The 24,332-nt window shown below is 69.7% G+C and carries 21 protein-coding genes and 2 pseudogenes; 10 read left to right on the top strand and 13 right to left on the bottom strand.

What is annotated here, in order from left to right; genetic code table 11:
* Positions 1 to 68 precede the first annotated feature (68 nt).
* The 5 genes and pseudogenes from JHY01_RS06590 to JHY01_RS26450 all read left to right on the top strand — a co-directional run.
* A complete protein-coding gene (locus tag JHY01_RS06590) occupies positions 69 to 2,840 on the top strand; it encodes an EAL domain-containing protein (RefSeq protein WP_205324815.1) in 2,772 nt (923 codons plus the stop codon).
* Between the two features lie 226 nt (positions 2,841 to 3,066).
* Positions 3,067 to 4,926, top strand: coding sequence for an acetolactate synthase large subunit (locus tag JHY01_RS06585; RefSeq protein WP_205324814.1), 1,860 nt, complete (start codon positions 3,067 to 3,069; stop codon positions 4,924 to 4,926).
* Positions 4,926 to 5,447 (top strand): acetolactate synthase small subunit, encoded by a 522-nt coding sequence (ilvN, locus tag JHY01_RS06580; protein ID WP_205324813.1) that lies wholly within the window; start codon positions 4,926 to 4,928, stop codon positions 5,445 to 5,447. The genes JHY01_RS06585 and ilvN overlap by 1 nt, the downstream gene beginning before the upstream one ends.
* Before the next feature lie 18 nt (positions 5,448 to 5,465).
* Positions 5,466 to 6,476 (top strand): ketol-acid reductoisomerase, encoded by a 1,011-nt coding sequence (ilvC, locus tag JHY01_RS06575; RefSeq protein ID WP_205324812.1) that lies wholly within the window; start codon positions 5,466 to 5,468, stop codon positions 6,474 to 6,476.
* A 374-nt stretch (positions 6,477 to 6,850) separates the two neighbouring features.
* A pseudogene (locus tag JHY01_RS26450) lies at positions 6,851 to 7,924 on the top strand (DUF222 domain-containing protein); the annotation flags it as partial.
* Between the two features lie 863 nt (positions 7,925 to 8,787).
* Here JHY01_RS26450 and JHY01_RS26445 read toward each other — a convergent pair.
* The 11 genes and pseudogenes from JHY01_RS26445 to JHY01_RS06520 form a co-directional block, all read right to left on the bottom strand.
* Positions 8,788 to 9,198: a roadblock/LC7 domain-containing protein gene (locus JHY01_RS26445; RefSeq protein ID WP_240192490.1), complete on the bottom strand. Its 411-nt coding sequence runs from the start codon at positions 9,196 to 9,198 to the stop codon at positions 8,788 to 8,790.
* Between the two features lie 14 nt (positions 9,199 to 9,212).
* Positions 9,213 to 11,771: an ATP-binding protein gene (locus tag JHY01_RS06565; RefSeq protein WP_205324809.1), complete on the bottom strand. Its 2,559-nt coding sequence runs from the start codon at positions 11,769 to 11,771 to the stop codon at positions 9,213 to 9,215.
* A gap of 30 nt (positions 11,772 to 11,801) precedes the next feature.
* The gene (locus tag JHY01_RS06560; protein WP_205324807.1) at positions 11,802 to 12,527 is read right to left on the bottom strand and encodes an ABC transporter ATP-binding protein; all 726 of its coding nucleotides are present in this window, start codon (positions 12,525 to 12,527) and stop codon (positions 11,802 to 11,804) included.
* The gene (locus tag JHY01_RS06555) at positions 12,520 to 14,217 is read right to left on the bottom strand and encodes an ATP-binding cassette domain-containing protein (RefSeq protein WP_205324806.1); all 1,698 of its coding nucleotides are present in this window, start codon (positions 14,215 to 14,217) and stop codon (positions 12,520 to 12,522) included. The genes JHY01_RS06560 and JHY01_RS06555 overlap by 8 nt, the downstream gene beginning before the upstream one ends.
* Entirely contained in the window at positions 14,217 to 15,095 is an 879-nt protein-coding gene (locus JHY01_RS06550; RefSeq protein WP_205324805.1) for a branched-chain amino acid ABC transporter permease, read from the bottom strand. The genes JHY01_RS06555 and JHY01_RS06550 overlap by 1 nt, the downstream gene beginning before the upstream one ends.
* A gap of 53 nt (positions 15,096 to 15,148) precedes the next feature.
* Entirely contained in the window at positions 15,149 to 16,324 is a 1,176-nt protein-coding gene (locus tag JHY01_RS06545) for an ABC transporter substrate-binding protein (RefSeq protein ID WP_205324804.1), read from the bottom strand.
* A 287-nt stretch (positions 16,325 to 16,611) separates the two neighbouring features.
* A pseudogene (locus JHY01_RS28030) lies at positions 16,612 to 16,947 on the bottom strand (TetR-like C-terminal domain-containing protein); the annotation flags it as partial.
* A gap of 222 nt (positions 16,948 to 17,169) precedes the next feature.
* Entirely contained in the window at positions 17,170 to 17,958 is a 789-nt protein-coding gene (locus tag JHY01_RS06535; RefSeq protein ID WP_205324803.1) for a methyltransferase domain-containing protein, read from the bottom strand.
* 68 nt (positions 17,959 to 18,026) lie between these two features.
* On the bottom strand, positions 18,027 to 18,602 hold the full coding sequence (locus tag JHY01_RS06530) for a methyltransferase domain-containing protein (protein ID WP_205324801.1): 576 nt from the start codon (positions 18,600 to 18,602) through the stop codon (positions 18,027 to 18,029).
* Positions 18,587 to 18,808 carry a hypothetical protein gene (locus JHY01_RS06525; protein WP_205324799.1) on the bottom strand — a complete coding sequence of 74 codons (222 nt, stop codon included), beginning with the start codon at positions 18,806 to 18,808 and terminating at the stop codon, positions 18,587 to 18,589. Before JHY01_RS06525 ends, JHY01_RS06530 begins: the two co-directional genes overlap by 16 nt.
* Before the next feature lie 98 nt (positions 18,809 to 18,906).
* Entirely contained in the window at positions 18,907 to 19,533 is a 627-nt protein-coding gene (locus tag JHY01_RS06520; RefSeq protein WP_205324798.1) for a TetR/AcrR family transcriptional regulator, read from the bottom strand.
* Between the two features lie 90 nt (positions 19,534 to 19,623).
* On the opposite strand from JHY01_RS06520, the gene JHY01_RS06515 reads away from it, so the two are divergent.
* From JHY01_RS06515 to JHY01_RS06495, 5 genes are all read left to right on the top strand, one after another.
* Positions 19,624 to 20,664, top strand: coding sequence for an aldo/keto reductase (locus JHY01_RS06515; protein ID WP_205324797.1), 1,041 nt, complete (start codon positions 19,624 to 19,626; stop codon positions 20,662 to 20,664).
* Between the two features lie 176 nt (positions 20,665 to 20,840).
* Positions 20,841 to 21,215: a hypothetical protein gene (locus tag JHY01_RS06510; protein WP_205324795.1), complete on the top strand. Its 375-nt coding sequence runs from the start codon at positions 20,841 to 20,843 to the stop codon at positions 21,213 to 21,215.
* A gap of 66 nt (positions 21,216 to 21,281) precedes the next feature.
* On the top strand, positions 21,282 to 22,787 hold the full coding sequence (gene miaB, locus JHY01_RS06505; protein WP_307814282.1) for a tRNA (N6-isopentenyl adenosine(37)-C2)-methylthiotransferase MiaB: 1,506 nt from the start codon (positions 21,282 to 21,284) through the stop codon (positions 22,785 to 22,787).
* Between the two features lie 40 nt (positions 22,788 to 22,827).
* On the top strand, positions 22,828 to 23,148 hold the full coding sequence (locus JHY01_RS06500) for a toxin-antitoxin system HicB family antitoxin (protein ID WP_205324794.1): 321 nt from the start codon (positions 22,828 to 22,830) through the stop codon (positions 23,146 to 23,148).
* On the top strand, positions 23,145 to 23,582 hold the full coding sequence (locus JHY01_RS06495; protein ID WP_205324793.1) for a type II toxin-antitoxin system VapC family toxin: 438 nt from the start codon (positions 23,145 to 23,147) through the stop codon (positions 23,580 to 23,582). Before JHY01_RS06500 ends, JHY01_RS06495 begins: the two co-directional genes overlap by 4 nt.
* A gap of 70 nt (positions 23,583 to 23,652) precedes the next feature.
* On the opposite strand, the gene JHY01_RS06490 is transcribed toward JHY01_RS06495, so the two are convergent.
* Complete coding sequence (locus tag JHY01_RS06490) at positions 23,653 to 24,072, bottom strand: PIN domain nuclease (protein ID WP_205324792.1); 420 nt, start codon at positions 24,070 to 24,072, stop codon at positions 23,653 to 23,655.
* Positions 24,063 to 24,269 carry a type II toxin-antitoxin system VapB family antitoxin gene (locus tag JHY01_RS06485; RefSeq protein ID WP_205324791.1) on the bottom strand — a complete coding sequence of 69 codons (207 nt, stop codon included), beginning with the start codon at positions 24,267 to 24,269 and terminating at the stop codon, positions 24,063 to 24,065. Before JHY01_RS06485 ends, JHY01_RS06490 begins: the two co-directional genes overlap by 10 nt.
* Positions 24,270 to 24,332 lie beyond the last annotated feature (63 nt).

Below are 24,332 nucleotides of genomic sequence, written 5' to 3'. Positions count from 1 at the left end.
CCGATACGCATCGGTACGAGGATGCGGCATCCTGTTAAGCACGAAGTTTCCTACGATTGGGTCAGTGGATGGCGCCAACCCCCCGCCGCGTGCGGCAGCTGCTGTCATGGATCGCGACCGCCGCAGTGTGGTGCTCCGTCCTCACCGCCGTCATCGTCGTAGGCGCGCACTCGGCCTTCCCGCGCATCGACCCCGCCTCCGCCGCCGTCCTCGGCGGCATCGGCGCCGCCTGCGCCGGACTCCTCATGTGGCGCGCCGCCGGACGCATCGCACCAGGCCGCCGCGTCACCTACCAGCTCCTCGCCGCGGGCATCCAGACCATCGCCGCCGCGATCGCCGCCTCCTGCTGGCTCCCCGGCGGCGCCGCCTCCGTCACCGCGGGCCTCGGCTTCAGCACCGCCGTCGTCATCTGGTCCCTCGCCCTGCTCCGGCTCCCGGACAACGGCTGGGACCCCCAAGCCGTCCAGCGCCGCCTCGTCGACGGCGCATTCGTCGGCCTCTGCTTCCTCTTCGCCCTCTGGCTCCTCGCCTTCAGACCGCTCTTCCAGCAGTACCGCGGCCACCTCGCCGACGGCGACCTCGCCATCGTCATCCCCGCGATGATGGGGGTCATCATGCTCGGCGTCGGCTTCACCACCACCTTCCGCATCCAGCGGTGGCGCCGCCGCCACGCCCTCGCGTACATGGCCGTCTTCGCCGTCCACCTCACCGCCATGGCCACCTTCATCACCTGGCAGTGGAACCGCCCCGACGAACGCGTCCTCTGGTGGTCCGTCGCCTGGGTCGCCACCTGCGCCGCCCTCCTCGGCGTCACCTACCTCGCCCGCACCCAGAAACCCGCCCCCGTCGACAAACCGAACTACCCCGGCGTCCACTACACCGTCATGGGCGGCGCCGCCGGACTCGCCGCCGCCGCAGTGCTGTTCAACGGCGCCCACGCAGGCGCCCTCCCGCTCGACGCCGCGCTCCTCGCCCTCGCCGCCGCCGGAGCGCTCGCCGCCCGCCTCGTCCTCACCTACTTCGACGTCCGCCGCGTCACCGGCGAAGCCGCCGCCCGCCAGCGCAAGCTCTCCGCCATCGTGGGAGTCGCCTCCGACACCGTCCTCGTCCTCGACCCCGACCTCACCGTCACCTGGCACCCCGAGGACTCCGCCTGGCGGCCCGCCACCGAATCCGGCAGCTGCGTCGGCGCGTCCTTCCTCGACCTCGTCCACATCGACGACCGCCGCGGCGCCGAAGAGGACCTCCGCGCCCTCCTCGACGGCATCAGCCACACCCGCCACGTCTCCCTCAACGTCCGCGTGCGCGACTCCGCCCGGCGCTGGCGGCACACCGAGACCGTCGTGACGGACCTCCGCGGCAAACCCCAAGTACGGGGCCTGGTCGCCCGCGTCGAGGACGTCGGCGCCCGCCGCAGCCTCGAGACCGAACTCGCCCGCATGGCCTACACCGACCCGCTCACGGGCCTCGCGAACCGCCGCGCGCTCCTCCAGAGCCTCGAAGACGGCGTGAGCGCCGAAGAGCACCAGACCGCACTGCTCCTGCTCGACCTCGACGGCTTCAAGAACGTCAACGACACCCGCGGCCACGACTTCGGCGACGAACTCCTCGTCGAAGTCTCCAGGCGCATCAAGGAACTCCTGCGCCCCACCGACGTCGGCGCCCGCCTCGGCGGCGACGAATTCGCGATCCTGCTGCGCGCCAGCTGGTCCGAAGCCGTCGCCACCGGCAAAGCCCTCGTCGCCCGCCTCGGCGAGCCCTACGACTTCCACGACGAGTCCACCGTCTTCACCACCGGCTCCGTCGGCATCGCCACCGCCGCCGAAGGCCTCGGCGACCCCGAGATCCTCCTGCGCAACGCCGACCTCGCCCTGCGCGCCGCGAAACAGGCCGGGAAGAACCGCTACGCCACCTACGACGCCGAATTCGACCGCAAGGTGCGCCGCAGGAACGAGCTCACCCAGGAACTGCGCGGCGCCATCCGCCGCGACGAGCTCCGCCTGGTCTACCAGCCCGTGTTCGCCACCGCCGACCGCTCCATCGTCGGCGCCGAAGCCCTCATGCGCTGGCACCACCCCCGGCTCGGCCACGTCAGCCCCGGCGAGTTCATCCCCGCCGCCACCGAGTCCGGTCTCACCCAGGACCTCGCGGTCTGGACCGTCAACCGCGCCGCCGAGCAGCTCGCCACCTGGGCCGCCGCCGGGATCAAAGCCTGGATCTCCGTGAACGTCTCCGTCAAGGAACTCCACACGCACCTGTTCGCCACCGAAGTGAACACCGCGCTCATCGCCGCGGGCGTCCCGGCCCGCCGCCTCGTCCTCGAAGTGACCGAGCACGACTTCTCCCACCAGATGAACACGCTCGTCGCCCAGCTCAGCGCCCTCCGCGGCGCGGGCGTGCGGATCGCCCTGGACGACTTCGGATCCGGCTACTCCTCGCTCGGCCAACTCGACCGGCTCCCGGTCGACATCCTCAAGATCGACCGCGACCTCGTCGCCAAGGACGACGGCGGCGTCGGCCCGCTCGCCGCCGTCACCGTCGAACTCGGGCGCCTCCTCGGCATGGAGGTCATCGCCGAAGGCGTCGAGACCGACACGCAGCTCAACGCCATGATCGCCGCCGAAGCGCCGCTCGTCCAGGGCTACCTGCTCGCCAAACCGATGGAACCGGACGACCTGACGCGCTGGCTCGCCGACGACCCGAAGTCCCTGCCGCCGGCGCTCCCGGCGCAGAGTGCGCCCGCCGAGCCGGTCGCGCCGGTGACCGTCCCGGACGATGCGGCCGAGGCCCCGCAGACCGGCGACACGCCGAACGACGTCCCGAAGTCTGAGAAAAGTTGACTCACGGGCCGGAATCAGGCATCCTGGGGAGCGTGCCGAAGCAGAACTACGACCAGAGCATCGCGACCGCGCCCGCCGCGCGGCCGCTCGTCGTAGTACTTATCTAGCGCACCGTCGTTCTCCGACGGTGCGCTCGCCCCGTGCGTCTAGCACGCGGGCGATTTTTTCTGCCCGGGGAACGACGCCACATGTCGAACCAGCCACATCTCCCTATTGGACGAAGGACATGAGCACACCAGTGAAGGCACCGAAGCCAGGGCCGCAGGCTGCCAAAGCTCAGCCCGCGAGGCCGAAGGCCCCCAAGCCGGCTCCTCCGATCGGCGCCCCCGGCGCCGCGCCCGTCCTCACCGGCGCGCAGGCCGTCGTCCGCGCGCTCGAGGAGCTCGAGGTCGAGGGCGTCTTCGGCATCCCGGGCGGCGCGATCCTCCCGGCCTACGACCCCCTCCTGGACTCCGAGAAGGTGCGCCACGTCCTCGTCCGCCACGAGCAGGGCGCCGGCCACGCCGCCCAGGGCTACGCCCTCGCCACGGGCAAGGTCGGCGTCTGCATGGCCACCTCCGGCCCCGGCGCGACCAACCTGGTGACCCCGCTGGCCGACGCGCACATGGACTCCGTCCCGATCGTGGCCATCACCGGCCAGGTCGCGTCCTCCGCGATCGGCACCGACGCCTTCCAGGAAGCCGACATCTGCGGCATCACGATGCCGATCACCAAGCACTCGTACCTGGTGACCGACGCCGAGGACATCCCGCGGGTGCTCGCCGAGGCGTTCTACGTGGCCGCCACCGGCCGCCCCGGCCCGGTCCTGGTCGACATCCCCAAGGACATCCTCAACGCGCAGGCCCCCTTCGTGTGGCCGCCCAAAATGGACCTGCCGGGCTACCGGCCCACGACGCAGCCCCACGGCAAGCAGATCCGCGAGGCCGCCGCGCTCATCGCCGAGGCCAAGAAGCCCGTGCTCTACGTCGGCGGCGGCGTCGTGAAGTCCGGTGCGCACGCCGAACTGCTGGCGCTCGCCGAGCTCACGGGCGCTCCCGTGGTGACCACGCTGATGGCGCGCGGGGCCTTCCCCGACTCGCACCCGCAGCACCTGGGCATGCCCGGCATGCACGGCACGGTCCCGGCCGTGCACGCGCTGCAGAAGTCCGATCTGCTGGTGGCCCTGGGCGCCCGCTTCGACGACCGCGTCACCGGCAAGCTCTCGTCCTTCGCCCCCGAGGCGAAGGTCGTGCACGTCGACATCGACCCGGCCGAGATCGGCAAGAACCGCGAAGCGGACGTGCCGATCGTGGGCGACTGCAAGGCCGCCATCTCGGCGATGATCGAGGCCTACGAGGACGGCGGCAAGGAGCGCCTGAAGACCTGGTGGGAGACCCTCGACGACCTGCGCGGCCGGTACCCGCTGGGCTACGCCGACATCGACGACGGCCTGACCTCGCCGCAGTACGTGATCGAGCGCCTCGGCGTCCTCGCCCCCGAGGACACGATCTGGACCACCGGCGTGGGCCAGCACCAGATGTGGGCCAGCCAGTTCGTCAAGTACGAGCAGCCGGGCACGTTCCTCAACTCGGGCGGCCTGGGCACCATGGGCTTCGCCGTCCCGGCGGCCATGGGCGCCAAGCTCGGCCGGATGGACCGCACCGTGTGGGCGATCGACGGCGACGGCTGCTTCCAGATGACCAACCAGGAGCTCGCGACCTGCGCGGTCGAGGGCATCCCGATCAAGGTCGCCGTCATCAACAACGGCAACCTGGGCATGGTGCGCCAGTGGCAGACCCTGTTCTACGACAAGCGCTACTCGCAGACGAACCTGTCCACGCACCACTCCGAGGCCTCGCCCCGCATCCCGGACTTCGTGAAGCTCGCCGAGGCGCTCGGCTGCGTCGGCCTGCGCGCCGACACCGTCGATGAGGTCGACGACATCATCAAGCAGGCCAACGCGATCAACGACCGCCCGGTCGTGGTCGACTTCACCGTCGGGCCCGACGCGATGGTGTGGCCGATGGTCCCCGCCGGCGTCTCCAACGACGAGATCCTCTACGCGCGCGACGTGCGCCCGAACTTCGACGACGAGGGGCAGATCTGATGAGTACCCACACCCTTTCCGTCCTGGTCGAGAACAAGCCGGGCGTCCTCGCCCGCGTCGCCGCCCTGTTCTCCAGGCGCGGCTTCAACATCGACTCCCTCGCCGTCGGCGAGACCGAGCACCCCGGCGTCAGCCGCATCACCATCGTGGTGGACGTCGAGGCGGGCTCGCTGGAGCAGGTCACCAAGCAGCTCAACAAGCTCATCCACGTCCTGAAGATCGTGGAACTGGAAGCGGGCTCCTCCGTGCAGCGCGAACTGCTGCTGGTGAAGGTCCGCGCCGACGCCGCCACCCGCGGCCAGGTGATCGCCGCCGCCGAGCTGTTCAAAGCCCGCTCGGTCGACGTCACACCCGACACGGTCACCTTCGAGGTCACCGGGAACTCCGACAAGATCGAGGCGTTCCTGGAAGTCCTCGAGCCGTTCGGGATCAAGGAGCTCGTCCAGTCGGGGACCGTCGCGCTCGGGCGCGGCGCCAAGTCGATGGCGTCGCTGTCTCGCTACGTCTCTCCGAACAGCTAGTAACGAAGGAAGCAGTACATGTCCGCTGAAGTGTTCTACGACGACGACGCCGACCTGGCCCTGATCCAGGGCAAGAAGGTCGCCGTCCTCGGCTACGGCTCGCAGGGCCACGCCCACTCGCTGAGCCTCCGCGACTCCGGTGTGGAGGTCGTCATCGGCCTGCAGGAGGGCTCGAAGTCGCGCCCGAAGGCCGAGGAGGCGGGCCTGAAGGTGCTCACTCCGGCCGAGGCCGCCGCGTGGGCCGACGTCATCATGATCCTCGTCCCTGACACCGCGCAGGCCAAGCTGTACGCCGACGAGATCGCCCCGAACCTGTCCGCCGGGAACAGCCTGTTCTTCGGCCACGGCTTCAACATCCGCTACGACCTGATCCAGGCCCCCGCGGACGTGAACGTCGCCATGGTCGCCCCGAAGGGCCCGGGCCACATGGTTCGCCGCCAGTTCGTGGACGGCAAGGGCGTTCCCGCGCTCGTCGCGGTGGAGCAGGACCCGTCGGGCGACACCCAGGCGGTGGCGCTGTCCTACGCGAAGGCGATCGGCGGCACCCGCGCGGGCGTCCTGAAGACCACCTTCAAGGAGGAGACCGAGACCGACCTGTTCGGCGAGCAGGCCGTGCTGTGCGGCGGCGCCGCCGAGCTCATCAAGGCCGGCTTCGAGACCCTGGTCGAGGCGGGCTACGCCCCCGAGGCCGCGTACTTCGAGTGCCTGCACGAGCTCAAGCTGATCGTGGACATGATCTACGAGGGCGGCATCGCCAACATGTGGTACTCCGTCTCGGACACCGCCGAGTACGGCGGCCTCACCCGCGGCCCGCGCGTCGTCAACGCCGACACCAAGGCCGAGATGAAGCGCATCCTCACCGAGATTCAGGACGGCACCTTCGCCAAGGAATGGGTCGCCGAGTCCGAGAAGCGCGAGAACTACAAGAAGCTCCAGCAGGAGCAGTCGGACCACCAGATCGAGGAGACCGGCGCCAAGATGCGCGCTCTGATGCCTTGGGTCCAGCGCAAGATCACCGAGACCGCTTAAGCAGCGAGTGTCGTAAGAGGCCGGGAACCGCACCGCGGTTCCCGGCCTTCGCCGTGCATGCCCGCGCCGTCTTGCATGCGGTTCAGGCGGCGGCGATGAAGAGGTGTGCGGATGGCGCGGGCTGGTGGCGGCGGAGATGCCGAGTTCGGTTGCGGCCCAGTTCGACCGAGGTGACGCATCGATACTCCTCAATGGAATATTCACCCTATCGAGTGATGCAATGGGAGCATTGCCGTGTCATGATTGATCTAGTACAAGAAGTCTAAAACAAGACAGGTATTCGAGGATCAGCGAGGAGGTGAGATCCAGTGGCCCGATGCAACACCACTCCTGAGGCGCGTGAAGAGCAGCGCGGGCGAGCCCTGGCCACTCGGATGCTCCTCGATGACACCGCGGCGGTGATCAACGCCCACAACGCGACGGCACTGCGGATCGTGATGGACGCCTTCGAAGCCAACATCCACCGTGACGTGGATGGCTTCTCGGCCCAACGTGACTGGCTGCTCTCCCACTTCGACTTCCCGTTCCAAACCGCAGGGAACATCGTCTCGATCGCCAAGCTCGCGAAGAAGTTCAGTGTCCTGTCCGAGGCGGCCTTGTCTGGGTCTGCGCGGATCGACCAGGTCGCCTACGCCATGAACCAGTTGAACCGGACCACGGCGGCGGCCCTGTTCGCCCGCACTCCCTTCAACGCGCCGGCACCTTCCCCCTTCGACGCCGAGACCCTCTGCGCGACCCCCGAAGCCCTGGTCGCCGAATACGCCGCCCACGCCTCCTTCAAGACGCTGAAGCGGCACTTGGAAGAACTCCACGCGAATCTCGCCGAGGACGCCGAACTCCTCGACTCGCTCGGTGAAGCGTCTCTGCAGCGCCTGGACCTGACCGAGGACCTCGACGGCGGCATGTGGACGCTCTCGGGAGTGCTCTCCTCCACCACGGGCATGCTGCTCGACAAGTACTTGAAGACCGCCGTCCCCCCGCCCCGCCAGGACGAGGTCGACGCCTACGGGGTGCTGCCGCCCCAGGCGACCCGAAACGCCGAGGCCCTTCACCAGCTCCTCGCCGGCTACGGGGCCTCCCCGCAGGCGGCGACCCGGCACGGCCACACCGCCACTCTCGATCTCGTAGTGGACATCGAGACCCTGCAAGGCAGGGACACCGGCCGCCTCCCCCTCCTGGAAGGCCAGCCGATCAGCCTCGCCCGGGCCCGGCTCCTGGCCTGCGAAGCCGTCGTGTTCCCCTCCGTGTTCAACTACGCCACCGGCGAAGCGGTCGAACTCGGTCGGGCCCTGCGCCTGCCCAACGCGGCCCTCCGCCGCAAACTGGAGCTCGAGCAACCGGAAGGTTGCGCCTGGGAAGGCTGCGACCGCCCGGTCGCGTGGACCGAGGCCCACCACATCGTCCACTGGGCCGACCAGGGCTCCACCGATGCGGACAACCTGATCCTGCTGTGCCGTTTCCATCATGGCCGCATCCACACCGCCGGCTGGACCGTGACCAAGACCGGCCCCGGCCGGGCATTGATCGTCCACCACGAGGACGGCTGCTCCCGCGGGGCCTCCACCCGTTGCGGTCAGAGCGCCGACGGCCTCATCGACCCGACCGCCCCTGCTGATGCCGCAGGCGAATGCGGGTGCTCCGACTGGCGCAGCGACGCCGACATGGAGGCCATGGTCCAGGGCGACGAGAAGGATCTCTTCCCCACCGGCCTGTTCCCCTTCGAGTGGTCCGAGGCGATGACGCCCGCCCTCGAATGGATCGCCGAACAGGTCGACGAGGCCCGCGGCTACTTCGAACACGGCATCAACCGCCGTGGCTACCAACCCAAGGCTCTCCGCTTTGAAGATGACGAACCACTCAAGATCCGCGAAACTCCGGTCACCGATCCGCCACCTTGCTACGGCGAAAGGGGCTCCGCAGAGGACCTGATTCCCTTCTTAGGCAGCCTGCCGGGGCGGCAATCCCGGCGGGGAAAGCAAGCAGCGCAGCACACCAAGGCCCAGGTGGCAAGAGACAGGGCCGAACCATCGAAGGCGCTCAGGCCTGGACCCCTGCGGTCCGGGCCTTTCCCCGTGCCCTCCAAGCTCCGAGCAGGCGCAGCACCCCAGCGGACCGGAAGACCGCCGAGTCCGCCCGGCCCCTCCAGCCACCGCTCGTCGCCGCCCGCTCTGACCGCGACAACGACCGACCAGCAAGCCGCCCAACCTGCCCCGCCGCATCGGACCCCGCGTCACCGGCACGAGCCCCACACCGGCGCAAAGAGAGGCCGGGACCATGTCAGGGGCCCGGCCTCTCATCGCGTGTCGTATGTCTACTGGCGGTACTGGGCGGCGGCGACCTGGCGGGCCGCCGGAGTGAGGGCCGGGCCGACCTGGTTGATGAGGTTCGCCAGTTCGTGGCCCACCTGGCCGATGTCGCAATGCAGCCCGGCGAGGGCGAGGAGACTCGCGCCGCTGGAGACCGACATCGAGAACATGAAGCCGCCGTTCATCTCCGTCAGGTTGCTGATCACCGGGTCCGCCTGCAACGAACGCGCGGCGCCTGCCAGCAGACTCGTCAGACCGGAGGCGATCGCCGACAGGCGCTCCGCCTCGTCGCGCGGCAGCGAGTTGTTCGACGCGATGAGCAGCCCGTCCGCCGCCACCGCGAGCACGTGCGTCACGTGCGGCACCCGGCCGACGAAGTCGTTGAGTAGGAAATCCAGTTGAGCGCTAGTGGTCATGGTCGATCCTCGGGTCATTTCTCATGTTGCGATTGAGGCGTCCTACTGCCGGTGAGGCCGCGGGCATACGCAGAGTACGTCGCCCCAATACTGCGCGGATTGCGTTCGATCGCCTTGCCCTCCTGGCCGGGAGAGGGCGCGATCGCGCCGGGCACCAGGTTCGACATCGGCTGCCGTTTGGGCAGGCCGTTAGGCCCGCTCAACGGCACTGCCGACTCGGGCCGTGGCAGCGGCTGGCCCGCCCGCAAGGACGGGTCGGCGTGCACCACGGTCATGTCGAACTTGATCTCGGGGATTTCGGAGAGGAACGCCGTCGCGGCCGAGGAGAGCACCGGCAGCGGCCGCGTGTCCCCTTCGATCACCTTGGGGCCGGACGGGCCCGCCGGCAGCGCTCTCTGCGCGGGAGGAAGGGGCCGCTGCACCTGGTTCTGCTGTGCCGGGTTGCGCTGCACGGGAACCTGCGGAAGCGCGGTGTTCTGGGCGAACAGCGGCGCGTTCTCGCGCTGGCGCGGCGCAGGCACCTGCTGCGGCTGCGGCTGCGGCACGGGGGCCGCGATCACCGCAGGCTTGGCCGGCGGCCGCTCGACACGCGGCGGCGGAGTGAACGAGAGCAGTGAACCGGGGATCGCGACCTCGGCGACGACGCCGCCGCCGATCGAAGGCCGCAGCTCCACCTCGATGCCGTGCCGCCCGGCCAGGAAACCCACCACCGTCAACCCCATGGCCTGCATGGCCTCCAGGTCGACCGGGGTGTCCCGGCGCAGGCGCTCGTTGAAGCGCTCCAGGCGTTCGGGCTCGATCCCGATACCGTGGTCGCGCACCTGGATGATCACCTTGCCGGTGAGGACCCGCGCCGTGATCTCGGCCGCGGACTCCGAATACCGGGTCGCGTTGTCCATCAACTCCGCGAGCAGCTGCACCACGTCATCCACGATGTCGGCCTTGACCCAGGCGCCGTCGTCGGCCGCGGCCTCGATGCGGGTGTAGTACTCGATGCGGCTCTGCGCCGCCTGCAGCACCTCGTCCAGAGAAGCGTCCGTGGTGCGCACCTTCGCCGCCGACGAACCGCCGAGGACGAGCAGGGAGTCGTTCGCGCGGCCGATCAGCGACGCCAGGTGGTCGAGCCGGAACAGCCGCTGCAGCCGCTCAGGGTCCTGCTCGTTGCGTTCGGCCTCATCGAGTTCGGCGGTGAGCCGGCCCGTCAGCGAGTGGCCGCGCCGGGCCAGCCGCACGAAGATCGCGCCGACGTGGAAGCGCAGCAGCGCCTGCTGCGCCGAAACGCGGATCGCCTCGCGGTGCACGATGTTGAACGCCTCGCCGACCTCGCTCAGCTCATCCTCACCCTGCACCTGCAGCGGCGGGGTCGTGCGCGCCGCGTACTCGAACGGGCTCAGCCCGCCCAGGCCCTGCTGCTGGTCGACCCGTTTGACCGCCTGCGGCAGGTCCACCATCGCGATGCGCCGGGCCGAACCCGACAGGTCCCGCAGACCGCGCGTGACCGAGCGGCCGATGCCGTACGCGATGAGGACCGCGAGCGCCAGGGCCACAACGGCGATGAGGCCCTCGATCGCCAGGCGCTGGAGCGCCGCGGTGGTGATCGCCTCCGCCTGCGATCTCGCCTCGTCCAGCGAATCGCCGACCAGTGCGACCGTGGCCGCGTGCCTGGCGTCGTACGCGGGCATGAGGGCGGCGTGGTCCACCGTCTGAGTGTCGTCCGAACGCGAACCGGCGACCTCCGACTCGAACGCGTTCGCCGGGCGCGCTTCGGCGTCGCCGATGCCGCCGACCTTGAACACCGCGGCGTCGGGGTCGGTCTGGGCCAAGATCCGGCGGTACTCGTTGAGCGACTCCTCGCGGGCCGCGGACAGCCGCATGAACATGCGGTGCTTCGCGGCCAGCGGCTTGCCGTCCTCAGCGGACAGAATCAGCAGGCGCAGCTGCTCGGAGTACTCGTCGATGCCCGCGAGCAGGCTCGCGGTGCGCACGATCCGGGTGAGGTCGGCGGTGCCCGCGTCGTCCACGACGTGGTCGAGCACGGCCGTCAGGCGGGACACCACGGAGTTGTACACCGTCAGGTGGACCGCCTCGACCGTCCCTTCCCGGACGGCCTGCCGGACCGTCGAGAGACGCTCCAGCGGGGTGTCGGCCCGCCCCAGCAGCGCGATGTCCTCCTCATCGAGATCGAGCTCCTCCCGCGTCGCCGTCAGCGCATCGAGCGCCGCCCCGGTCGCCGCCTCGTGCTCCTCGAACGAGGCGACCAAGGTCGCCGAGTCCCCCATCTGGGTGTCCTCGAAGTACACCAGCATCGCCGCGTTCGTACGCTCGGCCTGGATCGCGGCGATCACGTCGCTCACGTCACCGGCCAGCTCGACCGCGTTCGCGGTGGCCCCGACTTCCCGGGCCTCCTGCGCCGATTCGACCAGCCGCAGCACGACCATCCCGGTGAGGGTGAGCGCCGGGACGAGCAGCATGACCGTCAGCTTGGTCCGGATCCTGACGCTCGACCACATCCGGCGGCGCGGATTGGGCCGCCTCGCATCCGATGGCGGCTGGACGACTGGCTCATCGTTCATCTCAGGGGTTCCTTCATTGGGGCGCGAGCGCTACTCGACGCCCAGATAGGCTTTCACGACTCTGGGGTCTTTCAGCAGGTCGGCGGCGGGGCCGCTGTGCGCGATCGCCCCGGTCTCCAGGACGTGCCCGGTGTCGGCCGCCCGCAGCGCCCGGCGGGCGTTCTGCTCGACCAGGACCACGGTGACGCCCGAAGCGCGGATCCGCTCGATGACGGCGAAGACCTCGTCCACCATCTTGGGGGCCAACCCCATCGACGGCTCGTCCAGCAGGACGACCCGCGGTTTGGCGATCATCGCGCGCGCGATCGCCAACATCTGCTGCTCGCCGCCCGACAGCGCGCTGGCGGGGAGGGCCCGCCGTTCGGCGAGGACGGGGAACAGCTCGTACATCTCGGTTTCGGACGCGGCCTGGCGGCGGCGCCGGTGGGCGCCGAGGAGCAGGTTCTCGGCGACGGTGAGAGTGCCGAGGATCTGGCGGCCCTCGGGGACGAGGACCAGTCCGGCGCCGACCCGCTTGTGCGCGGGCCAGCGGGTGATGTCGTTGCCTTCCAGGCGGATCCGGCCCGATCCTGGCCGTACGAGTCCGGAGACGGCGGCGAGCACGGAGCTCTTGCCGGCGCCGTTGGCGCCGACGAGGGCGATGAGGCCGCCTTCGGGGACGGCGAAGGAGACGTCGCGGACGGCCTGGACGCGTCCGTAGGCGACGTTGACCGATTCGACTTCGAGGATCGGAGCCGCTTGCTCGTGATCAGACATGTTCGACCTCACCGTCTTCGATGTCTTCGGTGCCGAGGTAGGCCTCGACGACCGCCGGGTCCGCGGCGACCTCGCTCGGATCGCCTTCGGCGATGACCTCGCCGAAGTTGAGGACGACGAGCCGGGTGCAGGTGTCGAGGACCATCTTCACGTTGTGCTCGATGAACAGGACCGTGACGCCGTCTTCGGCGAGGCCGCGGATGAGCCCGGAGAGTTCGGCGGCCTCGACGTGGTTCATGCCCGCGGCGGGCTCGTCCAGGATGAGCAGGGTGGGGTGGGCGGCGAGGGCGCGGGCGATCTCGAGCCGCCGCTGGTCCCCGTAGGACAGGGCGCCGGGCCGCAGGTTCGCGCGGTCGGCGAGGCCGACGCGTTCGAGTTGCGCCCAGGCGAGGGCGAGCGCACGGCGTTCGTCGCGACGGGCCGAGGGGAGCCACAGGAGCCTGCGCAGGTACGTCGACTTGCTGACGGCGTGGGTGCCGACGAGGACGTTGTCGAGCACGGTGAGGCGGTCGAACAGCTTGGAGTGCTGGAAGGTCCGGCTCACGCCGGCCTGTGCGAAGCGGTGCGCGCCGCCGGTCGCGGCGAGGCGGACGCCGAGGACTTCGCCTTCGCCCGAGGTCGGCGCCTCGAGTCCGCTGATCATGTTGACCAGTGTCGTCTTGCCCGCGCCGTTGGGGCCGATGACGCCGAGGACTTCACCGGAGCGGATCTCGAGGTCGATGTCGCGCACGGCCTGGACCGCGCCGTAGGCCTTGCCGAGCCCGCGCAGTCTGGCGATCTCGGTGCCCCTGTCGGGCAGCGGGTCGAGTCCGTCGGGTGGGGTGCGGCCCGGGTCGGGTGCGGCGGGGACGCGGCGGAGCCGGTTGAAGATCGTGGAGAGTCCGCCGGGCAGGAACAGGATCACGGCGAGCAGGAGCAGACCGGTGACGAGCGGGTGGATCCACCCGGCTTCGAGGCCGACCGCGTCTTGGATCTCGGGGACGGCGGTGAGGAAGCCCGAGCCGAGGATCGGCCCGAAGAACACGAGGTACCCGCCGAGGACGGCGGTGATGAGGCCGTCGACGGTGAGTCCGAAGTCGAAGGTCGCGGGGGTGATGCGGCCGTAGAAGTACGCGAACATGACCCCGTAGACGCCGGCGATGGCGCCGGAGGCGGTGAACGAGAGCATCCGGGTGCGGACCACGTTGACGCCCATGGAGCTGGCGGCCAGTTCGTCCTCGCGCACGGCGGCGAAGGCGCGTCCGGTCCGCGAGGGCCCGAGGCGCCAGAACAGGTAGGCCAGGACGGCGACGACGATCCACGCGAAGTCGAACGTCACCCATTTCTCGACGCGCATGCCGAGCGCGCCGTTGGTCCATTCGGCGTTGTTCATGAACACGCGGACCATCTCGCCGAAGGCGATGGTGCCGATGGCGAGGAAGACGCCGCGCAGGCGCAGCACCGGCATCCCGACGAGGAACGCGGCCGCCGCGCCGACCGCCGCGCCCACGGGGAGGCCGACGATGACGGGGGAGAGCGAGCCGAACAGCGGCTCGGTGGGGACCACGAGGGTGGCGACATACGCTGCGAGCGAAGCGAACCCGGCTTGGCCGAGACTGAGCTGCCCGGCCATGAGGACGACGTGGAACGAGTAGGCCAGGATCGCGCCGAGCGCGATCGTGGTGATGAGCGTCTCGTATCCGGCGAACATCAGACCTCCCTGACCTTGACGTGTCCGAAGAGGCCGCGCGGGCGCAGCACGAGTACGGCGAACAGCAGCGCGAAGGCGACCAGGCTCTTCCACGTGGAGTCGAACAGGTGGATCGTGAGGGCCTCGGCGAGGCCCAGGATCACCCCGGCGGCCATGGCGCCCCAGAGGGATCCGAGGCCGCCGAGGATGATGACGGCGAAGCCGATGAGCTCGATCGAGGCGCCGAGTTCGCGTCCGGCCTGGCCGAGGTTGAGCGCCAGCAGGGCCCCGGCGATGGCGCCGAGGCCGGAGGACAGCGCGTAGGTCCCGGCGGTGACGCGGCCGACGTTGACGCCGACCACGGTCGCGGCCGTGGGGTTCTCGGCCACGGCCCGCATGGCCCGTCCCAGCGGTGTCGCCGAGACGAGCCATGCGAGTCCGAGCATGAGGACCAGGGCCAGGCCCAGGGTCACCAGTTGCGTGAGGGTCACGCGGATCCCGGCGAACTCGAACAGTTGGTTGGGGAAGTACTCCTGCGGGAAGCTCTGCGGTTCGGTGCCGTAGCGCGCTTGGAGGAGCGCGATGACGACGCCGCCGAGGGCCACCGAGGAGATGAGCCCCGCGAAGTGCTCGTCGTCCCGGCCGCGGAGCGGTCGGAATGCGATGCGCTCCACCAGGACTCCGGCGAGCGCGCCGAAGGCGGCGATGACCGGGAACAGGATCCACACCGGGATCTCGGTCCGCGTCGCGACTTCGATGCCGACGAACGCGCCGGCGGTGAAGATCGCGGGGTGGGCGAGGTTCAGGTGTCGGAGGATCCCGAACACGAGGGTGAACCCGATCGCGAAGAGCGTGTAGATCGAGCCTGCGAACACGCCGTTCGCCAACTGCTGTGCCATCTCTGGTTTCCCTGTAAGGAGGTTGGGACGAGAGCCACCGGGATCGGTGGTGCTTAAAGGATGGTGAAGGCGCCGTCGCGGATGATCTGGACGACCGGGGTCTGGGTGACCTCGCCGCCCTCGTCGATCGAGATCGGGCCGAGGATGGAGTCGAACTCGAGGATCTGGCCGAGGTTGTCCTTGATCGACTCGCGGTTGGCGTCGCAGTCGGCGCGGATCGCCTGGTCGATCAGGTACGCACCGGTGTAGGCCTGGGCGGCGAACTGGTCGGGCTCGCGGTCGTACTTCGCGGTGAAGGCCGAGATGAACTCGGCGTTGCCCGTGGTCTCGGAGGCCGCGCTCCAGGCGCCGCCGACGATGAGGCCTTCGGCGGCGTCGCCGAGGGCGCCGACGAGGACGGGGGAGTTGAAGGCGTTGCCGCCGACGATCGGGGCCGTGATGCCCAGGTCGCGGGCCTGCTTGACGAGCGGCACCGTGGCGCCGGGCAGGGCCGAGAGGATGACGGCGTCCACCTCCTCTTCCAGGACCTTGCCGAGCTGGGCCGAGAAGTCGGTGTCGGTGGTCCCGAAGCTCTCGTCGACGACGATCTCGATGTTCTGGTCGCGGAGCTCGTCGGTGATGGTGTTGTAGGCGGAGGCGGTGAACTCGTCGGCGCTGTCGTGGAGGACGGCGACTTTCTGCATGTCCAGCGTCGCTTTGGCGGCCGGGATGCTGGCGGCCAGCGCGACCTGCTCGGGGACCGAGGCGCGGAAGATGTAGTCGCCGATCTCGGGGATGCCTTCGGCGGTGGTGGAGACGCCGAGGGCGGGGACGCCGGCGCTCTGGGCGTCGGTGTAGGTCGAGAAGGCCATGCCGGAGAGGGTGGGGCCGATGATGGCGCTCACCTCGTCGCGATTGATGAGCTTCTCGAAGGCGACGGTGGAGCCGTCGAGGGTGGTGCCGTCGTCCTCGAGGATGAGTTCGTATTGGATGCCGCCGGCGGCGTTGAGCTCTTCGACGGCGAGTTCCAGACCCTGCTTCTGGTATTCACCGGCGAACGCGGCGGCCTCGGTGAGGCTGAAGACGGCGCCGAGCTTGACGGTCTCGTCGATGGTGCACTCTTCGCCGGCGCCGGCGCCGGAGAGCGCGCTGTCGCTGGTGGTGTCGGCACCGGTTTCGGAGACGCACGCGGCGGTCGCGAGCAGGGCGGCTGCGGCCAAGGCCGCGCCGGAGGAGGTCTTGAGGCGCATGTACTTCCCTGAGTGATGAGGCAGTCGGGGGTCTATCGGTGGGGCGCGCCGGCGTCCGGTCGTGGACGCAGCGGCACGGTGGTCACCTTATAAGGACCACCAGTGAGGCACAAGAGCGGACTAGAATTAGTTTCCGCGAATGGCTCGCCTCCCCGGAAACATTGGGGGAGAACGCATCTCATTCAGTGAAATGTTACGGTCGTTCTCCCGACGAACTGTGCACTGTGGGCGATCGAAGGGTCGCGGTGGGTTCGCCTCCGGGTCTCCGGGGCGCTCGTTGTGGGCGGTCACATTTCTGCCCGTCCCAGGTGGACCAGGCCATATACCGAATAGTCACGCAAGATCGGCATACTGATCGTGCGTCGCGATGTTCGGCGAGTGAGCACGACTCCCTTCGTCGCCCGCCACCGCCGCCGGTGCCCGCCGCTGACCAGCGCTCGGTGGCGCAGGGGCGCCGACACGGCGCGAATCACATCGTCGGGGTCGGTCCTCGCGGGGATCGCGCCGCGCTCGACCGCCGCCCTGGCGCACGGCGCCCACTCCTCGGTCCGCGCGCGGTGACACCGGTGCGGCGCGGCGGGCGTCCGCCGGTCGCGGTTCGCCGCACCGATGAGTGCCCGGAGTGGCGGTCGCGGTCGCTCATAAGTGCAATATGGACGGAACTAGTCGGGTCGGCGCGGTCAGTAGCCCAGGAGCGATCCGGTTATCGCGCGCGGCAGTGAATCGGCGGCCATATTCGGGGCGCGCGTCATTCATGACGGGTCTCCGGTTCCACCCTGAGGCCGACCAGGTCGCAAGCGCCGGCGGCCGGGAACCGCACCGCGGTTCCGGGCCACCGGTCCTGGTCATTCCGGTTTGCGCGGGTAGAAGACGTGGGCGAGGACCTCGTAGCGCCGGGCGTTGCGCTCGCCCGCCGCCCCTTCGAACGTGTCGACCGCGGGTCCGATCCGCACGCCGGTGAAGCCGGCCGCCTCGATCAGTGTTCGCCACTCGTCCAGCGAGAGTCCGCCCGCGATGCAGTCGGTCCACAGGCCGATGTCGCACGTGGCGGCCTCGGGGAGCGTCCGGCCCACGGCGATGTCGGCGAACTGCAGCCGGCCCCCGGGTCGCAGCACTCTGCACGCCTCGGCGAGCGCGGTGGCCTTGTCGGCGACCAGGTTCAGCACGCCGTTGGCGATGACCACGTCGGCCCAGCCACGGTCGACGGGCAGGTCTTCGGCGATGCCCTCCCGGAACTCCACGTTGAGGAGCCCGAGGCGGACCGCCGTCTCGCGGGCCTTGGCGAGCATCTCCGGTGTCATGTCGACGCCGATGACGCGGCCGTTCGGGCCGACCAGCCGCGCCGCGACGAAGGCGTCGAAGCCGCCGCCGCTGCCGATGTCGACGAGCCGGTCCTCCTGACCGACCGGGTGGAACCCGAACGGGTTCGCGACCCCTGCGAAGGACGCCACGGCCCGGTCGGGAAAGGCGCTGGTCAGCGGTTCGGCGTACCCCAGCCGCGAGGCCAGGGCCCGCCCGGTGTGGAAATGGAAGCGGCCGTTCGGATTGAGCGCCACCTCCCGGTACTTCTCGCGAACGGACGCGCGCAGCCGCTCGGGGTCGACTGGCGGGCCCGTGTCGATGAGCGTCTTCATGGTCTCCTCCAATCCTCGGCCCGGATGGGGTCATGGGTGAGGACGACCGGGCGGTGCCGTCCGTTGCGTCAACCGGGAAACCGCGCTTTCGCTATGACGCTGGTGGCGATCCGCCGCTGCTGCCCGGCGGGCACGGTTCGCCGCATCAGCTCGATGACCGCGTCGTCGAACAGCGGGTAGACGGCGATGTCGTCGATGCCGAACGGTGTCCGCTCGCCCAGTTCGATCTCGGTGAAGCCGGCCTTCGCGAGTTTCTTGACCAGCACCGATTCCGACAGGGCCCCGGACAGGCAGCCGGCCCAGGCCGCCGCCGAGGTCAGGACCTCGGGAGGCAGGTCGTCGTTGACGACGAAGTCGGCGATGCGGAGGCGCCCGCCGGGGCGCAGCACCCGCGCGGCCTCCGCCAGCGCCCGGCTCTTGCGCGGCGAGAGGTCGACGACGCGCTCGCCCGGCCGCAGCGCGGCGTGCGCGACGGGGTTGCCGACGCCGAGCGACCAGTCGATCGCCTCGTCCGGGAGCCCGTCGAGCTGGTCGTCGCGGTAGAGCCGCGCGGCCATGGTGCGGCCCGCCCCGTTGGGCAGCCGCCCGTAGGTCGAGCGGATGACGTGGCGGATCTCCGCCTGGAACATCAGGTCCTGGGCCATGCGAACTCCCTAGTCCTCGAGTCCGTCGATGAACGTTTGAAGGAGGCGCTGCGTGTCGGTGGGCATGGCGGGTTGTGGGTGCCGTCCTTCCAACTGCTGGATGCGCGGAACGTGAACGCGCCGAGGGCGCCGTCGTCCTCGATCGCGCCGATGGTCGCGAGCAGTTGGTCGACGTCGATCCCGTTGCGGATCGTGGTGGTGGTCATCCGGCTCCCCTCCTTTTTCGAGTCCTGGGGCGGCCGAGTGGACGACCGCTGTCTTCTAGGACGAGGGCGCCATTGCATCGGGCCGGGGATCCGTCGGGTCAGCCGTTCGCGGTTCGTACGGCGAAGGCCCCGGCTCGGGCCGCGGTGGCGGCTGCGAGGGCGGCGCGGTCGGCGGCGGCCCGGTCGATGGGGTCGCCGCCGATGAGGAGGCGGTAGTAGAGGGGCGCTGAGACGGCGCGGATGACTTCCGCGGGGTCGGTGCCCTCGGGGACCTCGCCGCGTTCGATCGCCGCGGTGACGCACGGCGCCCATTCCTCGGTGCGGATGCGGTAGAAGCGGTGCAACGCGTCGGCGGTCTGGCGGTCGCAGGCGGCGGCGGTGATGAGGGCCTTGAAGAGCGGTCCCTGCCTTGTGTCGCTCAATGTGGACTGGACGAGGCGGGCCTGCGCGGTGAGGTCGCCCAGGAGCGTACCGGTCTCGGTGCGCGGCAGGGATTCCTCGGCCATCTCGGTCAGCAGGTCGGCCACGAGCCCGGGCACGGTGCCCCAGCGCCGGTACACCGTCGTCTTGCCGACTCCGGCGCGGCGGGCGATCTCGGCCAGGTCGAGGCGGTCGAAGCCGTCCTCGGCGAGGGCGTCCCCGGCGGCGCGGAGCACGGCCTCGCGGACCTTCGCGGTCCGACCGCCGGGTCTGACGGTGCCGGGTTCGGGACGCTCGTCACTCATAACGGGACTCCAGTTGCGTTAAAGGTGCTTCGCGAGTTAGCTTAGTCGAAGTTCTTAACGGAACTCCAGAACCTTTAGAAGGGAACCGTCATGGAATACCGCAGGCTCGGCGCCTCAGGCCTCCACGTCCCCGCCCTCAGCTTCGGCGCGGGCACCTTCGGCGGGCGCGGCCCGCTCTTCAGCGCCTGGGGCGACACCGGCGCCGAGGAGGCCCGCCGCATGGTCGACATGGCGCTCGACGCGGGAGTCACCATGTTCGACTCGGCCGACGTCTACTCCGACGGCGAATCCGAGCGCGTCCTCGGCCGGGCCCTCAAGGGACGCAGGCACCGAGCCCTCATCTCCACCAAGGCGGGCCTCCCGATGGGGGAGGGGCCGCAGGACGCGGGCACCGGCCGCTCACGCCTCGTCGCCTCCGTCGAGTCCGCGCTCGAGCGCCTCGGCACCGACTACATCGACCTCTTCCAGCTCCACGCCTTCGACGCGGGCACTCCCGTCGAGGAGACCGTCGCGGCCCTCGACGACCTCGTCCGCGCGGGCAAGCTCCGCTACATCGGCGTCTCGAACTTCGCGGGCTGGCAGCTCATGAAGTCCCTCGCCGCCGCCGACGCGCACGGCTGGACCCGCTATGCGGCCCACCAGGTCTACTACTCCCTCGTCGGCCGCGACTACGAGTGGGAGCTCATGCCGCTGGCCCATGACCAGGGCGTCGGCGCGGTCGTCTGGAGCCCCCTCGGCTGGGGCCGCCTCACCGGCAGGATCCGCCGCGGGCAGCCGCTTCCCGAAGGCAGCCGCCTCCACGAGACCGCGCAGTGGGGCCCGCCGGTCGCCGACGAGCTCCTCTACGACGTCGTCGACGTCCTCGACGCGCTCAGCGAGGAGACCGGGAAGACGATCCCCCAGATCGCCCTCAACTGGCTCCTGCGCCGCCCCACCGTCGCCTCCGTCATCGTCGGCGCCCGCAACGAGCGCCAGCTGCGGGACAACCTCGGCGCGATCGGCTGGGAACTGACCCCCGACCAGGTCGCCCGCCTCGACAAGGCCAGCGCCCGCACCGCGCCCTACCCCTACTACCCGTACGAGATCCAGGAGGGCTTCGCCCGTCTCAACCCGCCGCTCCTCTCCACCTGACGCGCGGCGGCCGGGCCGCGATTTCCCCGATCGCGGACCGGCCGCCCCGCACCCGGCGATGATTGAGGGATACCCGCGCCATCGCGGCCGGGAACGCGCGAGGCGAGTGACGAGGCCTTCGACCGATCGCCAGGCGTCGCGGCGCGTGCTCCGGCCGGACAGGGAGGAGCAGCATCATGCCGAAGACATCGAAGGCCGGGGCCGCCGAAACGGCGGTCATGGAGGGCTATGAAGGCCATTTCACCGAGCTCGACACCGGTTACACGGTCGCCTTCGAGACCTATACCGCCGACGCCGACCTCGCCGAGTTCTTCAAGGGCCTGCCCGACGACCGCTGCCAGTGCCCGCACTGGGGCTACGTGTTCAAGGGCAAGGTGACCTTCAAGACCGCCGGCGGGGACGAGACCTTCGTGGGCGGGGAGGCCTACCATGTCGGCCCCGGGCACACGCCGGTCCTCTACGACGGCACCGAACTCGTCGAGTTCAGCCCCACCGAGGAGCTGAATCGCACGATGGAGGCGGTCATGAAGAACATGGAGGCGGCCGGCTGAGGCACTGTGGCAGTGAGCACCGGTCGCTCGATGGAGCGCCAGGGGGGTGCTGGCTAAGCTAGGTGGGTGGTTGACCAAGCGGTGAAGACGTACCAGGTGAAGACGTACGGCTGTCAGATGAACGTGCACGACTCCGAGCGCATCGGGGGCCTGCTCGAAGCGGCCGGGTACGTGCCGGTCGCCGCCGACGCCGCGCCCGACCTCGTCGTGTTCAACACCTGCGCGGTGCGCGAGAACGCCGACAACAAGCTCTACGGCAACCTCAGCCACCTCGCCCCCGCGAAGCGTGAGAACCCGGACATGCAGATCGCCGTCGGCGGCTGCCTCGCCCAGAAGGACCGCGGCGAGATCGTCAAGCGCGCCCCCTGGGTCGACGCCGTGTTCGGGACCCACAACATCGGCTCGCTGCCGGTGCTCCTGGAACGCGCCCGCCACAACCAGGAGGCCGAGGTCGAGATCCTCGAGACCCTCGAGACGTTCCCCTCCGCCCTCCCCACCAAGCGTGACTCCAACTACTCCGGTTGGGTCTCGATCTCGGTGGGCTGCAACAACACCTGCACGTTCTGCATCGTGCCGAGCCTGCGCGGCAAGGAGAAGGACCGCCGTCCCGGCGAGATCCTCGCCGAGGTCCAGGCCCTCGTCGACGAAGGCGTCACCGAAGTGACCCTGCTGGGCCAGAACGTCAACACCTATGGCGTCGAGTTCGGCGACAAGCTCGCGTTCGGCAAGCTCCTGCGCGCGTGCGGCGCGATCGAGGGCCTCGAGCGCGTGCGATTCACCAGCCCGCACCCGAAGAACTTCACCGGCGACGTGATCGCCGCGATGGCCGAGACCCCGAACGTCTGCCACTCGCTCCACATGCCGCTTCAGTCCGGCTCCGACCGGGTGCTCAAGGAGATGCGCCGCTCCTACCGCTCCGAGAAGTACCTGCAGATCATCGCCGATGTCCGCGAGGCCATGCCCGACGCGGCGATCACCACGGACATCATCGTGGGCTTCCCGGGCGAGACCGAAGAGGACTTCCAGGCCACCCTCGACGTGGTCGAGAAGGCCCGCTTCTCCAGCGCCTTCACCTTCCAGTACTCGATCCGCCCCGGCACCCCGGCCGCGACGATGGCGGACCAGATCCCGAAGGCCGTCGTCCAGGAGCGCTACGAACGCCTCGTGGCCCTTCAGGAGCGCATCTCCTGGGAGGAGAACCGCAAGCTCGAGGGCACCGAGGTCGAAGTCCTCGTCACCGTCGGGGACGGCCGCAAGGACGCCGCCACCGGCCGCCTCTCGGGCCGCGCCCGCGACGGCCGCCTCGTCCACTTCAACGTGACGCCGAGCGAGACCGACCCGGCCGGCAACGCCGAAGGCGTGCGCCCCGGCGATGTCGTCACCACCGTGGTCACCTACGGCGCGCCGCACCACCTGGTCGCCGACGGCGAGGTCCTGACCCACCGCAAGACCAGGGCGGGCGACGCCTGGGCGGCGGGCAAGGCCACCAAGCTCCCCGGCGTCAGCCTCGGCATGCCGAGCATCGGCAAGAAGCCCCTCCCGAAGCAGGAAGGCCCCGGCTGCGCCTGCTGAGCAAGTGATATCAGGCCTCCAATAGTGCTATCATCGAGGTATGAAACAGCTGCTCTTGCGCGTTGACGACGATCTTCACGCTCGCCTCACCGAACGGGCGAAGCGTGAGCACCGTTCGGTCAACGCGATCGCGAACGAGATCCTCTCCGTCATCGGCGAGAAGGACGGCCGCACCGCGACTGAGAAAGTCCGGGCGAAGGCCGCGGCCCTCGGCATGCTCGCGCCGCCGCTGAAGGTCGCGAAGGAACCGACACCGGTCCGCGACGTCGAAGCGCTGCGCGCCCGCGTGCTCGACTCGATGCGCGGCGTCGGCCCGATCATCGACCAGATCTTCGAGGAAGACCGGGACCGCCTCCTGTGATCGTCTACGCCGACTCGTCGGTGCTCGCGCGCTCGTACCTGCCCGACGAACGCGGCCACGCCGAGGCCCTGAAACTCCTGCGCGACCCCGAGATCCTGGTGGTCACCGGCTCGTGGACCCGCATCGAAGTGGCCGGGGCCCTGGTCCGCACGGCCCGCGCCAAGCGCCGCGACAAGGACCAGCTGCTCGACATCTGGCGCGCCGACACCGGTCCCGACGGCCCGATCACGGTCATCTCCGCCCCGCAGGACGACGTCGAAGGCGAGGCCTTCGAGATCGTCGCGACCCACGGCATCCGCGCCATGGACGCCTGGCACATCGCCACCGCCACGCTCCTGCTCCCCGACCTGGCCGCCGGCGAACCCTACGCGTTCGCCTCCCGCGACAAGGAACAGGCGGCCGTAGCCGAACTGCGGGGCTTCACCCTCGTCTGAAGGGCAACAAAGAAACGGCAAGAAAGCCCACCGGCGCACCGCCGATGGGCTGGACGATCGCGGGGGAGCGTCAGTCCGCTTCTCCTGGGGGAACGACCCACTCGGTGGGCTGACCGGTGATCTTCGCGATCCGGTCGAAGTCGCGGTCGTAGTGAAGCAGGGGCACTTCATATCGCTCGGCGGTGGCGGCGATCAGGAGGTCCGGCATCCGGACGGTGCGGTGCTCGGCCGAAGGCACGAGCGCGGTCTGCACCTCGACGGCTCGTTCCATGATCTGGTCGGTCATGGGAAGCAGTTCGAAACCCAGCAGCCAGTCCTTGAGCGACGCGCAATGGTCGGGATTTCGCGCGCCGTAGATGATCTCCATTTCGACCGGGCGGCATAGCGCCAGCATCCCGCGTTGCACGAGGGGAACGGCCCGTTCGGCCACAGCCGGCTTCCTCATGCGACTGAGCACGCTGGTGTCGATGAGGTGCGTCGCTACCCCCACGCCTGCCTCCGCAGCTCATTGTGGTCTTCGAATTCGAGGCCGCCCTCGGCGAGCCAATCCAGGAACTGCTGGCGGCGCCGGCGGTCGACGATCTCCTTGAGCGCGGCGTTGACGGTACTGACCTTCGTCGAGGTTCCGAGGATCTCCGCCGCCTGGGCGCAGAGATCGTCGTCGAGGTTGATGACTGTTCGTGACATTGTTTTCACCCCCTCACCGTAGCTGTGTGTGAGGCCCAAGCATACCTACCGCGAGCGCGTGTC

Source organism: Glycomyces sp. YM15 (assembly GCF_016918015.1).
Lineage (GTDB): Bacteria > Actinomycetota > Actinomycetes > Mycobacteriales > Micromonosporaceae > Glycomyces.
Note: the sequence above shows the minus strand (reverse complement) of the source record. Positions and strands in the feature narration are given on the sequence as shown.